11 protein-coding genes are annotated in these 13,117 nt (G+C 70.9%); 5 read left to right on the top strand and 6 right to left on the bottom strand.

The annotated features are described in order from the left end of the window. Positions 1–414: 414 nt before the first annotated feature. The 4 genes from ACZ5WK_RS08820 to ACZ5WK_RS08805 form a co-directional block, all read right to left on the bottom strand. Positions 415–1,968 (bottom strand): glycoside hydrolase family 3 protein, encoded by a 1,554-nt coding sequence (locus tag ACZ5WK_RS08820; protein ID WP_465546331.1) that lies wholly within the window; start codon positions 1,966–1,968, stop codon positions 415–417. Between the two features lie 6 nt (positions 1,969–1,974). Then, entirely contained in the window at positions 1,975–2,805 is an 831-nt protein-coding gene (locus ACZ5WK_RS08815) for a carbohydrate ABC transporter permease (protein WP_465546329.1), read from the bottom strand. Next, complete coding sequence (locus tag ACZ5WK_RS08810) at positions 2,802–3,824, bottom strand: carbohydrate ABC transporter permease (protein ID WP_465546327.1); 1,023 nt, start codon at positions 3,822–3,824, stop codon at positions 2,802–2,804. The genes ACZ5WK_RS08815 and ACZ5WK_RS08810 overlap by 4 nt, the downstream gene beginning before the upstream one ends. Positions 3,825–3,915: 91 nt before the next feature. Further along, a complete protein-coding gene (locus tag ACZ5WK_RS08805) occupies positions 3,916–5,202 on the bottom strand; it encodes an extracellular solute-binding protein (RefSeq protein ID WP_465546325.1) in 1,287 nt (428 codons plus the stop codon). A 336-nt stretch (positions 5,203–5,538) separates the two neighbouring features. On the opposite strand from ACZ5WK_RS08805, the gene ACZ5WK_RS08800 reads away from it, so the two are divergent. The 4 genes from ACZ5WK_RS08800 to ACZ5WK_RS08785 all read left to right on the top strand — a co-directional run bounded on the left by ACZ5WK_RS08800 (position 5,539) and on the right by ACZ5WK_RS08785 (position 9,568). Further along, positions 5,539–6,330, top strand: coding sequence for a GntR family transcriptional regulator (locus ACZ5WK_RS08800; RefSeq protein ID WP_396320774.1), 792 nt, complete (start codon positions 5,539–5,541; stop codon positions 6,328–6,330). 350 nt (positions 6,331–6,680) lie between these two features. Further along, positions 6,681–6,983, top strand: a complete 303-nt coding sequence (locus ACZ5WK_RS08795; protein WP_396320773.1) for a DUF3311 domain-containing protein — start codon at positions 6,681–6,683, stop codon at positions 6,981–6,983. Next, entirely contained in the window at positions 6,980–8,593 is a 1,614-nt protein-coding gene (mctP, locus tag ACZ5WK_RS08790) for a monocarboxylate uptake permease MctP (RefSeq protein ID WP_465546323.1), read from the top strand. Before ACZ5WK_RS08795 ends, mctP begins: the two co-directional genes overlap by 4 nt. 165 nt (positions 8,594–8,758) lie before the next feature. Beyond that, positions 8,759–9,568: a histidine phosphatase family protein gene (locus ACZ5WK_RS08785; protein WP_465546321.1), complete on the top strand. Its 810-nt coding sequence runs from the start codon at positions 8,759–8,761 to the stop codon at positions 9,566–9,568. Between the two features lie 21 nt (positions 9,569–9,589). Here ACZ5WK_RS08785 and ACZ5WK_RS08780 read toward each other — a convergent pair whose 3' ends face one another. Then, on the bottom strand, positions 9,590–10,546 hold the full coding sequence (locus ACZ5WK_RS08780) for a helix-turn-helix domain-containing protein (RefSeq protein ID WP_396320770.1): 957 nt from the start codon (positions 10,544–10,546) through the stop codon (positions 9,590–9,592). Positions 10,547–10,956: 410 nt separating this feature from the next. On the opposite strand from ACZ5WK_RS08780, the gene ACZ5WK_RS08775 reads away from it, so the two are divergent. Next, positions 10,957–11,451: a GNAT family N-acetyltransferase gene (locus ACZ5WK_RS08775; protein ID WP_465546319.1), complete on the top strand. Its 495-nt coding sequence runs from the start codon at positions 10,957–10,959 to the stop codon at positions 11,449–11,451. Positions 11,452–11,488: 37 nt separating this feature from the next. Here the strand turns inward: ACZ5WK_RS08775 and ACZ5WK_RS08770 are convergent, their stop codons facing one another. Beyond that, positions 11,489–13,006 carry a hypothetical protein gene (locus ACZ5WK_RS08770; protein ID WP_465546317.1) on the bottom strand — a complete coding sequence of 506 codons (1,518 nt, stop codon included), beginning with the start codon at positions 13,004–13,006 and terminating at the stop codon, positions 11,489–11,491. Positions 13,007–13,117 lie beyond the last annotated feature (111 nt).

The raw sequence follows: 13,117 nt of genomic DNA, 5'->3' as shown, positions 1-13,117 counted from the left end.
ATCCTCCGAGGGTGTTAGAGCCTGAGTGCCCGCCGGCAGCGCTGGCACCCGTCGGAGAGCGGTCTCCGGGGAGGGGCGGCGATGTGCTTCGGGAAGGGCCGATACCACATCCGGTGAGGCTGAAGTTCGAACCGGATGGGTGGAGCCTGGCCTAGACCACTGGCGGTGTCAACGCCAAATGGCCGGGCCGCAAAGGACGTTGCAGACCCGTTGTACCGCGTGGCGATCAGTCGTAGCCCCATCACCCTCAGTGGAACTTAAGGCTGGCTTAAGACCGATTTGAGGGAACACCGACACCCGACGAATCCGCAGGTCAACGCGGGAAAAACGGAGCGGGCCCGTCATGCGACATGCGCATGACGGGCCCGCTCGGGGATGCCTTCCCGGCACCCTGGGTCACGGTCCGACAGAACGTCAGCCGATCGCTCCCGACTGCCCGGTGAGCACCTCCACGGCCGCCAGACCGCAGACGCGGGCGGCACCGTGGGTGGCGATGTGCAGCGCGCCGACCGGCTCGGACTGCGGCAGGCCCATCTCGACCACCGCGGCGTCCGGCCGGGCCGCCACCAGGCGGGACAGCGCGGCGGCCATCCACGCGTGCCGGTGCGCGTCCCGGACCACCAGCACCAGCCGGCGGCCCTCGGCGTCGGCCAGCACCCCGGCGACCATCGCGTCCAGCTGCTCCGGGCCGGCGTCCTGCGGGCCCACCTCGCGGGTGCGGGTGCCGGGGAAACGGTCGGCCAGCATGCCGGCCACGCCCCACGGGGTCACGTCGCCGACGGCGATGTTGGGCTCGTCGGAGAACGAGGCCACGTACGGGCGCTCGGTCACCGGCAGCACCTCGCGGCCCGGCGCCCGGACCACCCGCAGCGCGCGGCGGGCGGCCCGCAGGCCGACCGCGAGGTCCGGCTCCAGCCGCTCGCCCTGGGCCGCGATCCTGCCCCAGCTGCCCAGCGCGCGGACCCGGCCGGCGGCGTCGGCCAGCCGCTCCTCGGGCAGCCTGCCGGACCGCACGCCCGCCACGATGGCGTCGCGCAGCATCAGCACGGTCTCCTCGTCGGCCAGGCCGCCGCCGACGCAGATCGCGTCCGCGCCGGCCGCCAGGGCCAGCACGGTGCCCTCGCCCATGCCGAAGGTGTCGGCGATGGCGCCCATCTCGATCGCGTCGCTGACGATCAGGCCCTGGTAGCCGAGGCCGCCGTCGGCCGGGGCGGCGCGCAGCAGGTCCCGCAGCACCCGGGGGCTGAGCGTGGCCGGCAGCTTGGGGTCGAGTGCCGGGATCATGATGTGGGCCGTCATCACGGCCTTGGTCCCGGCGGCGATCGCGGCCTCGAACGGGATGAGGTCACGGGCGCGCAGCACGTCCAGGTCGACGTCGATCACCGGCAGGCCGTGGTGCGAGTCGACGGCCGTGTCGCCGTGCCCGGGGAAGTGCTTGGAGCAGGCGGCCACGCCCGCCGACTGCAGGCCCTCCACCCAGGCGGCGGTGTGCCGGGCGCAGAGCTCCGGGTCGGCGCCGAACGAGCGGACGCCGATCACCGGGTTGCGGGGGTTGGAGTTGACGTCCGCGGTGGGCGCCCAGTTGTAGTTGACGCCGGCCGCGGCCAGCGCCCGGCCCAGCTCACGGGCGACGTCGCGGGTCAGCTCCGGGTCGTCGATCGCGCCGAGCGCGAAGTTGCCCGGCCAGGACGAGCCGGAGCCGGCCTCCAGGCGGGTGACGTCGCCGCTCTCCTCGTCGATCGCGATCAGGAGGTCCGGGTTCTCCTCGCGCAGCGCCTTGGTGAGCGCGGAGAGCTGGTCCAGGTCGGTGACGTTGCGGTCGAACAGCGCGACCGAGCCGAGCCCGGCCGCCAGGTGGCGGCGGACCCACTCCGGCGGCTCGGTGCCGACGAAGCCGGGCTGGAGGACGGTCAGCGCGTCGCGGTGCAGCTGGTCACTGGCGGGCAGAGTGGGGATGAGGATGCTCACGTGGGATCAGCCCTTCACTGCACCGTCGGTCAAGCCGCCGACGGCCTTGCGCTGGAGGAAGACGAACAGGACCAGGATCGGGACCGCGAAGAGGGTGGACGCGGCCATGGTGGCGCCCCAGTCGGTGCCGAAGTTGGTCTGGAAGGAGGAGAGCCAGAGCGGGAGAGTCTGGAACTCCTCCTTCTTGTTCAGGATGTTCACCAGCGGGAACTCGTTCCACGCGGTGATGAAGCCGAACAGCGAGGTCGACATCAGGCCGGGCGCGAGCAGCGGGAAGATCACCTTCAGGAAGGCCTGGGTGCGGGTGCAGCCGTCCACCATCGCGGACTCCTCCAGTTCCTTCGGCACGGCGGCGATGAAGCCGCGCAGCGTCCAGATCGTGAAGGGCAGCACCATCATCATGTAGAGCGCGGTCAGCGGCACGAGGCTGTTCAGCATGTCGTTGTCGCGGACGAGGAGGTAGGCCGAGATGATCATGACCTCCCACGGCGCCATCTGCGCGGCCATGACGACCAGCACGAAGCTCTTGCGGCCGCGGAAGCGCATGCGCGCGATCGCGAAGGAGGCCAGGGTGGCGATCACCAGCGAGGCGAGCACCGCGCCGACCGTCACGATCAGGCTGTTGCCGACGTACGTCCAGAAGTTGGGGGCGTGGACGGCCTTGTCGAAGTGTTCGAGGGTCGCGTTCAGCGGCAGGAAGACCGGCGTCCGGCTGATGATGTCGTTGTTCTGCTTGAAGGCGGTGACGATCATCCAGTAGACGGGGAAGATGAAGAAGACGAAGAGGACGACCGCGATCACGTTCGGCCAGGTGCGTCCGATGAGCGAGCGCCTCACAGCTCGTCCTCCTGCTTCAGAATGATGCGGAAGTAGTACGCCATCAGCGCACCCAGCATCAGGATGGTGAGTACCGCGATGGCGGAGCCGACGCCGAATCGCTGGGATCCGAAGCCTTCGAGGAAGGCGTGGACCGGGAGGGTCCGGGTGAGTCCGTCCGGGCCGCCCTTGTTGATCAGGTAGACCTGGGTGAAGGCCTTGAAGACCCAGATGACCTCGAGGAAGGTCGTGGCCAGGAAGAACGGCTTCATGATCGGGAAGGTCACGGAGCCGAAGATCTTGAAGGCCGCGGCGCCGTCCATCCGGGCGGCCTCGTAGAGCTCCTTGGGAATGGTGGTCAGGCCCGCGTACATGTTGAAGGCCACGAACGGGACCGACTGCCAGACGATCAGCAGGATGATCACGAAGAAGGTCGAGTACTGGCCGCTGGTCCAGTTGAAGTGGGCCATCGAGTGCCAGCCCAGCTTGTCCAGGAACCAGTTGACGACACCGAAGTTCTGGTCGAACAGCCACTGGTAGACCGTGGTCGCGGCGACCACCGGCATCGCCCAGGCCAGGATGAGCGCGATCGACAGCGCCAGCCGCATCTTCTTGCCGAGGCGGTCGAGCAGCAGGCCGACCAGGGTGCCGCACACCATGATCAGGACCACGTTGACGACGGTGAAGATCACCGTGCGGCCGGTGATCGACCAGAACTCCGAGTTGGTGAGCTGGTCGGTGTAGTTCTCGAAGCCGTTCCATTCGGTCAGGTGCTGGATCAGCTGACGCCTGTTGAGGTTCTGGAACGACACCACCACCGTCTTGAGCAACGGCCAGCCCAGCAGGACCAGAGTCGCCGCGATGGCCGGCAGCAGCAGCAGGTACGGCGTGAGGGCGGCCTTGTCCAGCGCCTTCGCCGGTCTGCCGCTCTTCTTCGGGGCGCTCCCGGCACCGCGGCCGGCGATCTCCTCGGTAATGGCCACGGCGGCCTTCCCTGACTCCGGGGACTGTGTCTGCACCCGCTCCGAATGCACAGCCATCGTTCTCTCTTCCTGACAACCTGACCGACGACGGATAGGCGTCGCCCACCGGCTCCCCGCCGGGAGTCGGTGAGCGACGCCGCTCGACTGCCTACTGCTTCTGGTTGAGACGCTTCGCGATCTCGTCGTCGGCCTTCTTGGCAGCGGCCGCGTAGTCACCCGACAGGGCTCCGGTCAGGAACTCCTTGATCGGGTTCGGCTCGTTCTCCACGTTGGCCCAGGTCGGCGTGTTCGGGGTGATCGCGCCGACGGCGGCGGCCGGCTGGGCGGCCTTGGCGAAGTCGCCGGCGACCTGGCCGTTCAGCGAGGCCTTGTTCGGGATGTTGCCCGCGGCGGCGACCAGGCCCTCGTTCTTGTCGTTGAGGGCGATCTTCAGGAAGTCCTTGGCCATGTCGGAGTTCTTGCTGGCCTGGGCGATGGCCAGGTTGGAACCGCCGAGGAAGACGCCGGACGGCTTGTCGGCGGTCTTGCCCGGGAGCGGGAAGAAGCCGATCTTGTCCTTGGCCATGGTCTTCTCGTCCGGCAGCTCCCAGCCGAGGCCGATCATGGTGCCGACGTCACCCTTGCCGAAGACGTCCTTCTGCTGCGGGGTGGCCTCGTCCTTGTCCTTCGGACCGGTGGCGGAGTAGCCCTGCAGCTTCTTGTAGGTGTCGAAGGCCTTCTGCGCCTCGGGGGAGGACAGGCCGCCGGCCCACTTGTCGCCGTCCTTCTTGGCGATCTTGCCGCCCTCGCTGGTCAGCAGACCGAAGTAGACGTACCACTCCTGGCCGGGCATGTAGATCGGGTCGGTGACGCCCGCGGTCGCCTTCAGCTTGTCCAGGTCGGCGTAGAACTCGTCCAGGGTCTTCGGCGCGGCGCTCAGGCCGGCCTTCGCCCAGAGGTCCTTGTTGTAGGCGACGACGCGGTTGCTGACCCACCACGGGGCGGCGTACTGCTTGCCGTCCAGGATCGCGGCCTCGTTCTGGTTGGCGGCCCAGTCGGCACCGCCCAGGGCGGCCTTGTCCTTGGTGATGTCGAGCAGACCACCGGTGGCCGCGTAGCCCGCGGTCTGGGTGTTGCCGACCTCGAGGACGTCGACCGAGCCCTCGGACAGCGCGGTGGTGACCTTCGCGCCGATGCCGTTCCACTTCTGGATCTGGAAGTCGACCTTGGAGCCCGGGTAGGCGGTCTCGAAGTCGGCCTTGACCGAGTCCGTCCAGCCCTTCGGGGCGGAGCCGTCCATCAGCCACACGGTCAGGGTCTTGCCGCCGTAGTTCTTGGCGGCGGACGAGGACGAACCGCCCTTGCCCTCGTCGCTCGACTTGGCGTCCGAACCACAAGCCGCCACACCGACGACCATTGCTGCGACGCCGACCGCCGCGATGACCTGACGCTTCACGCCATCCTCCTGAGGGATGCCTGGGTTACCCCCGTCGGGTGACAGCGACAGACCCACGTAAAGCGGGAGGAATGGTGCCGCGGACCCCATCGGACGGGTGGGGGGATTCATAGTGACCGGCCTAGTGGTGTAGACCAGATGCCTGGAGCTTGGCCTAGACCAATGGGCCTGTCAACGGCTGTTCAGGCGATCGGGACCACCCGTTATCAAGCCGACACCGCACATCGTTCATCGCGTGATGAGGTATTCGTTCCGTAGCCATACATGCAACGATGTGAGCTGTTAACGATGTGGCGCGACCCTCAAGGGCCGCGCGAGAAGCGGGAGACAGGTCCGATGAGCAGCGACGGGGGCAGCACGGCCCAGGTCAACGACCCCCAGGTGAAGAACCTCCCGACGCAGGCCGGCGCAGACCCGACCGCGCGGGTGCCCAAGTACTACGGCCTCAAGCGCCACCTGCTGCAGCTCACCGAGACCCAGCCCGCCGGGACGCCCGTCCCGCCCGAGAGGGCACTCGCCGCCCAGTTCGACACCTCGCGCACCACCGTCCGCCAGGCGCTCCAGGAGCTGGTGGTCGAGGGGCGGCTGGAGCGCATCCAGGGCAAGGGCACCTTCGTCGCCAAGCCCAAGGTCGCCCAGGCGCTCCAGCTGACCTCCTACACCGAGGACATGCGCGCCCAGGGCCTGGAGCCCACCTCCCGGCTGATCGAGATCGGCTACATCACCGCCGACGACCGGCTCGCCCCGCTGCTGGACATCAAGCCCGGCGGCCGGGTGCTGCGGATCGAGCGCCTCCGGCTGGCCAACGGCGACCCGATGGCCATCGAGGTCGCCCACCTCTCCGCCAAGCGCTTCCCCGCGCTGCGCCGCAACCTGGCCAAGCACAACTCCCTGTACACGGCCCTGCGCGAGGTCTACGGCGTCACGGTGGCCGAGGCCGAGGAGACCATCGAGACCACCCTCGCGACCCCGCGCGAGGCCGGCCTGCTGGGCTCCGACCTCGGGCTGCCGATGCTCCAGCTCGCCCGGCACTCCTTCGACGCCGACGGCAACCCGGTCGAGTGGGTCCGGTCCATCTACCGTGGCGACCGCTACAAGTTCATCACCCGGCTCAAGCGCCCCGAGTAGGGCGGCCACTCCCCTGCCGGCATCCGGGCACCGGCGTACGCACGTGCGTACGCCGGTGCCCGTTGCGTTGGGCGGCCGCGGGCGGTGCAGCGTGCACCGGCGCGCGGACTGTCAAGGCGGCGCGCAGGCCGTGTACGGCGCTCCGGCGTACGCGCGGGCGCGCGCAAAGCGTCCGGATAGCGGAAAGTTCGGTCGTTCCTGGTGACACAGATCACGCCATGCTCTAGATTTCGCAGCCGTATTGACTGCCGATCACCAGTGGTGCTGCTCGGCGGGCCTCGGGGGGATCGTGCGGCCTCGTGGGGCTGCGGCGCCGACCGGGTGACCCTCCTCCGGAGCGGAGCCGAACCATGTCGTCAGACCTCGACGCCACCGAACCTGTCATGCCCGAGCCACCGGATCCCGGGGCCGTTCCGGCCGTGACGCCGGAGCGGGTGCTGGCCGGGCTCGCCCTGCTCGTGCCGATCGTCGCGATGCTCTGGGTGTCCTCCTACGACAAGACCGGCCCCGAGGCCGGCGGGGTGCCGTTCTTCTACTGGTACCAGCTGCTCTGGGTGCCGGTCTCGGCCGTCTTCACGGTGGCCGCGTACCTGCTGATCAACCGGGACGAGAAGGCCCGCAAGGCCGTCCGGAAGGCGGGTGGCGCGCGATGAACGGCGTCAACGTGCCGGCCCTGGCGGTGTTCGTGCTCTTCTTCGTCCTGGTCACCGTGATGGGCTTCCTCGCCTCGCGGTGGCGCCGGGCCGACGACGCCCAGCACCTGGACGAGTGGGGCCTCGGCGGCCGCAGCTTCGGGACCTGGATCACCTGGTTCCTGCTCGGCGGCGACCTCTACACGGCGTACACCTTCGTGGCCGTCCCGGCCGCCGTGTACGCGACCGGCGCGGCCGGGTTCTTCGCGGTGCCGTACACGATCATCGCGTACCCGCTGGTCTTCCTCTTCCTGCCCCGGCTCTGGTCGGTCTCCCGGGTGCACGGGTACGTCACCCCGGCCGACTTCGTGCGCGGGCGGTACGGCTCCAAGCCGCTCGCGCTGGTGGTCGCGCTGACCGGCATCCTGGCCACCATGCCGTACATCGCGCTGCAGCTGGTCGGCATCCAGGCGGTGCTGGACGTGCTGGGCGTCGGCGGCGGCGAGAACGCCAACTGGTTCGTCAAGGACCTGCCGCTGTTCATCGCCTTCGGCGTGCTGGCCGCGTACACGTACTCGTCCGGCCTGCGGGCCCCGGCGCTGATCGCGTTCGTCAAGGACACCCTGATCTACATCGTGATCATCGTCGCGGTGATCTACATCCCGATGCGGCTCGGCGGCTACGGGCACATCTTCGACGCGGTCGGCGAGAAGTTCAGCGCGCCCAAGGCGGCCGGCTCGCTGACCGTGCCGGAGAACAAGCAGTGGACGTACGCCACGCTGGCGCTCGGCTCGGCGATGGCGCTGTTCATGTACCCGCATTCGGTGACCGGCGTGCTGGCCTCGAAGTCCCGCAACACGGTGCGCCGCAACATGGCGATCATGCCCGCGTACTCGCTGATGCTGGGCCTGCTGGCACTGCTCGGCTTCATGGCGATCGCGGCCGGCATCGGCAAGGGCGACAGCAAGTTCAACACCCAGCTCTCGGTGCCGCAGCTGTTCGAGAACATGTTCCCGGACTGGTTCACCGGCGTGGCCTTCGCGGCGATCGGGATCGGCGCGCTGGTGCCGGCCGCCATCATGTCGATCGCGGCGGCCAACCTGTTCACCCGCAACGTCTACAAGGAGTTCCTGAAGCCGTCCGCCACCCCGGCGGACGAGACCAGGGTCGCCAAGCTCGCCTCGCTGCTGGTGAAGGTCGGCGCCCTGGTCTTCGTGCTCACCATGGACAAGCAGGCGGCGATCAACCTCCAGCTGCTCGGCGGCCTCTGGATCCTGCAGACCTTCGTCTCCATCGTCGGCGGCCTGTTCACCCGCTGGTTCCACCACTGGGCGCTGTTCGCCGGCTGGGCGGTCGGCATGATCTACGGCACCTGGGAGGCGTACGACATCCCCAGCAAGGCCACCAAGCACTTCGGCGGCAACGCGGCCGAGATCCCTGGCATCGGCGAGCTGGGCTACATCGGCCTGACCGCCTTCGTGCTCAACCTGGTGGTCTCGGTGGTGCTCACGCTCGCGCTGAAGGCGATCAAGGCGCCGGAGAGCCCGGACGAGACCCGGCCCGGCGACTACAGCGCCGAAACCGGCGACGAAGAGCTGAAGAACGCGCCGGAGCCCGTGGCAGCGCACTGATTGCCCCGTCGCGCGCCCTGTGATCGCGCCGTCTCCTCCGTGAACACTGGAGGAGGCGGCGCGATCATATGTATGAACGGCCGCACGTGCAGGGAACCACCGGACCGGACCGGCAGCCGGCCGGCACCGACCGACCCACGGATCGACCCACGGGGAGCAGTCGCGATGGCAGAACTCGGCACCACACTCAACGGCCAGCACCAGTCCGTCCACGCGCCCGGCACGGCGCTCGGCGCCCCGCCCACGACCGCACCGCCCACGACCGCAGCGCCGGCCACCCGGCTGCCGTCCGTACTGATCGCCACCCGGCACGGCGAGTCCACCGCCAACGTGGAGTTCCAGCTGGCCGAGGCGGCCGGTGCGCTGAGCGTTCCGATCAGCTGCCGGGACGCCGACATCCCGCTCTCGATGCACGGCCAGCAGCAGGCCCAGACCCTCGGCCGCTGGTGGGCCGGCCTGCCCAGCACCGACCGGCCGCGCAGCGTCTGGTGCTCGCCCTACGTGCGCACCGCCGAGACCGCCCGGATCGCGCTCGCCCAGGCCGCCGGACTCGGCGCCGTACCGGTCTCGCTGGCCGTCCGGTACGACGAACGGCTGCGCGACCGCGAACTGGGCGTCCTGGAGATGCTGCCCCGGGCCGCGATCGAGGCCAAACACCCGGAGGAGGCCGCCAGACGGCGCAAGATGGGCGAGCTGTACTACCGCCCGCCCGGTGGCGAGTCCTGGGCGGACGTGGCGCTGCGGGTGCGCAGCCTGCTCCGCGACCTCTGCGCCGACGAGGCCGGCCGGCCCGTCCTGGTCGTCGCGCACGACTGCACGGTGCTGATGCTCCGCTACGCGCTGGACCGGCTCACCGAGGCGCAGCTGACCGCGCTGGAGCCGGTGCGCAACTGCTCCACCAGCCTCTGGCGCGCCGAGGGCGGGCGGCTGCGCCCGGCGCACTGGAACGAGACCGGGCACCTGACCACCGGCTGACGACCGGGCGCCCGCCGCCCGTCAGCTCGCGAGCGGCTCGGCGAAGCAGCGGCGGTAGGCCATCGGGGTCGTCCCCAGCCGGCGGCCGAAGTGGTGCCGCAGCGTCGCCGCGTTGCCGAAGCCGCAGCGGGCGGCGATCGCGTCCACCGGCTCGGTGGTGGACTCCAGCAGCCGCTGGGCGAGCAGCAGCCGCTGCCCGACCAGCCAGCGGTGCGGCGTCGTGCCGGTCTCCTGCTGGAACCGGCGGGCGAAGGTGCGCGGCGACATGTGGGCCCGGGCCGCCAACTGCTCGACGGTGGACTCCTGGTCCAGGTGGTGGCGCATCCAGTCCAGCAGCGGGGCGAGCGACTCTCCGTCCCCCTCCGGCAGCGGGCGGGCGACGAACTGCGCCTGCCCGCCCTCCCGGTGCGGGGCCACCACCATCCGGCGGGCGATCCCCCGGGCCGCCTCCACGCCCTGCACCTTGCGCACCAGGTGCAGGCAGGCGTCGATGCCGGCCGCCGTGCCGGCCGAGGTGATCACCGGGTCGTCGTCCACGTAGAGCACGTCCGGCTCGACGGTGGTCCGCGGGAAGCGCGCGGCCAGCTCGTCGGTGTAGCGCCAGTGCGTGGTGGAGCGGCGGCCGTCCAGCAGCCCGGCGGCGCCGAGCACGAAGGCGCCGCTGCAGATGGAGAGCGCCCGGGCGCCGCCGTCCACGGCCGCCCGCACCGCGTCCAGCAGCGGCGCCGGGTAGTCCTGGTGCACCCCGACGGCCGTGACCAGCACCAGGTCGGCCTCGGCGAGGCGCTCCGGGCCGTACGGGACGTCGACGGTGAAGCCGGCGTGCGTGCGGTGCGGGCCGGGGCGGGCACCGGCGAGGGCGAAGTCGTAGCCGGGCAGGCCGTCTGCGGTCCGGTCCAGGCCGAACACCTCGCAGGCCACCCCGAGTTCGAAGGGATGGACCTCCTCCAGCACCACCGCGACCACGTTCTTGAGCATGCCGACCAGGATGCCCCCGCGAGCGGCCCGGAGGGAAGGCCCGCGGTGGCAGTATTTCGATGCAATCGGGCATTGCTGCCACTCGTGGCCGCCCGGCGGCGCGGCGAGAGTGGAGCCATGGACTCCGACACTCTCGCAAGCGCACTCGCCCTGGCCGGGGCCGTCGGCGGCTTCGGACTGCTCGGCACCCTGATCGGGCGCGACGTGGCCCGGGGTGCCGCCAACGGCCGCGACAACTGGCACCGGCCCGGCGGCTACCCCGTCGACCCCGCCCTGCCCGACCGGCTCCACGGCACCATGCCGGCCGCCTCGCTCCGGCCGTCCGCCGACCCGGCCACGGCCGCACCGGCCACGGCCCCCACCTCGGCCCCCGCCCCGGCCGCCGACACCGCCTGCGGCACACTGACCGCATGGACATCGTCATCCGCCGGGCCGTCGAGGCCGACCTCACCGCAGTCGGAGCCGTCACCCACGAGGCCTTCGTCGGCGACGGCCACAGCCCCGCCGACGGCCCCTACGCGGCCCAACTCCTCGACGCCCGCCCCCGTTTCGAGCAGGCCGAACTCCTCGTCGCGGTCGACCCGGCCGGTGGGGAGCTGCTCGGCTGCGTGACCTTCGCGGTCGGCGGCACGGCCTACGCCGACATAGCGCGGCCGCACGAGGGCGAGATCCGGATGCTCGCGGTCGGCGGCGCGGCCCGGGGCCGGGGCGTGGGCGAGGCGCTGGTCCGGGCCTCGATCGCGCGCAGCCGGGAGCTGGGCCTGGACGGGATGGCGTTCTCCACCCGGCCGTCGATGACCTCCGCCCACCGGCTCTACGAACGGCTGGGCTTCCGGCGGACGCCGGAGCGCGACTGGGAGGTGCGCCCCGGTGTCCCGCTGCTGGTCTACGCGATGACGTTCTGACGGCGGGCCCCCGGCGGCGGATCACCGCCGGGGCCGGTCACTTCTTGTCGTAGCCCGGCGCCACGTAGATGGTGTACCGGCCGTGCTCGCCGCTCTTGACCACGGTGGCCACGCGGTACCCGGCGCTCTTGAGCGTCGGCTGGATCGCCCTGTCGGTGGCGCCGGTCTGGGTGAAGTCCAGCACCACCACCTTCCACTCGTGCGCCTCGATGCCGGCCTGGATGGCGGGCACCCCGACCTGCTGCTTGCCGGTGTCCGGGTCCCGGCGGTAGACCGCCACCAGGTCGTGCCACTGCTGCCAGTTGCTCGACTCGCGCAGGTAGTACGCGGGCACGTTGTAGTTCTCGACCAGGTACCGGTCGTCGCCCTTGACGACGTACGGCCTCAGCGCGGCCACGAAGTCCTCGGTGTCGGACCACTCGCCGAACATCTCCCGGCCCTGGGCCGCCCCCACCCAGCCGAGCGGGCCGACCACCAGGGCGGCGACCACCACCCCGGCCGTGACGTGCACCCGGTCCTTCAGCGCGACGACGACCCGGGCCAGCAGGGCGCCCACCACGATGCAGGCGAACCAGGCACCGAAGTCGACGTGCTTCTGCAGGGAGAGCCAGGTGTGGATGCGGATCTGGTTCGCCGGCGCGAGCATCCCCGCGACCAGCAGCACGGCGGCGAGGCAGGCCTCGGACCACGCGCTCCCGCCGCGCCTGCGCGCCGCCACCAGCTGCACCACCACGCCCACCAGGGCCAGCAGCAGCAGGGCACCCACCCACTTGGCGGCCTCCTCGGCCACGTAGGAGTAGGCGTCGTGCCCGGGGGCGCGCTTGAGGGTGGTGTGGTTGAAGCCGTCGATGTAGCGCTTCCCCGCCACCAGCGCCGCCACGGCCACCGCCGCCACGAAGGCGAGGAGGAGCTGCAGCCCGCGCTTCCACCGCACCCACGCGCCGGGGGCGCCGCCGGAGCCGGCGAAGACCGCGACGCCGCAGACGACCGGGACCCAGAGCAGCGCGGCGTACTTGGTGCAGCCGGCCAGCGCCAGCAGCAGGGCGGCCAGGAGCATGCTCGGGTAGCCGCCGCCGGTGGTCAGCCGCACCGCGAGGTAGCCGGCCCAGGCGAGCAGCGCCAACGCCATCGAGTCGTAGGTGGCCAGCCCGCCCAGGAACTGGGTCGGTCCGAGCGCGGCGAAGGCCGCCGCCGCACAGAACGCCGCGAGCGAGCCGTGCAGCCGCCGGGTGGCCAGGTGGACGGCCACGGTGGCGGAGAGCATGAAGGCCATGCTCAGCAGCCGCGCGGTGGTCAGGCCGCCGAGCATGTCGGCCACCGCCACGACCACCGGGTAGATCAGCGGGGAGCCGGAGAAGAAGGTCTCGTACGTCGCGACCGGGGTGCCGTGCGCCAGGTTGGCGATCTCCTGGTAGCCCGCGTAGATGTAGGTGCCCTCGTCCACGAAGGCCGTGTTGCTCAGGAGGAGGTGGAACGAGAGCGCGCCCTGGACCAGCAGGACGGCGAACAGCGGCAGCAGGTCCGTCCGGAGCCCGGGCCGGGGCATCCGGGCCACCGGCTCCGCCGTACGTCTCCGGCGCCCGCGCGACGACGGCCCGTCCTGGGAGCCCGCCGGGGGTTCACCGGGACCGGCCGTGCCGACGCCACCGGGCGGGACGGCACCGGC

It is taken from the genome of Kitasatospora sp. NPDC032757, from assembly GCF_055579305.1.
Note: the sequence above shows the minus strand (reverse complement) of the source record. Positions and strands in the feature narration are given on the sequence as shown.

Coding starts and splice junctions, on each gene's coding strand:
- ACZ5WK_RS08775 (WP_465546319.1), top strand. CDS start 10,957: ATGGACATCGTCATCCGCCGGGCCGTCGAGGCCGACCTCACCGCAGTC.
- ACZ5WK_RS08795 (WP_396320773.1), top strand. CDS start 6,681: ATGTCGTCAGACCTCGACGCCACCGAACCTGTCATGCCCGAGCCACCG.
- ACZ5WK_RS08785 (WP_465546321.1), top strand. CDS start 8,759: ATGGCAGAACTCGGCACCACACTCAACGGCCAGCACCAGTCCGTCCAC.
- ACZ5WK_RS08810 (WP_465546327.1), bottom strand. CDS start 3,824: ATGGCTGTGCATTCGGAGCGGGTGCAGACACAGTCCCCGGAGTCAGGG.
- ACZ5WK_RS08780 (WP_396320770.1), bottom strand. CDS start 10,546: ATGCTCAAGAACGTGGTCGCGGTGGTGCTGGAGGAGGTCCATCCCTTC.
- mctP (WP_465546323.1), top strand. CDS start 6,980: ATGAACGGCGTCAACGTGCCGGCCCTGGCGGTGTTCGTGCTCTTCTTC.
- ACZ5WK_RS08800 (WP_396320774.1), top strand. CDS start 5,539: ATGAGCAGCGACGGGGGCAGCACGGCCCAGGTCAACGACCCCCAGGTG.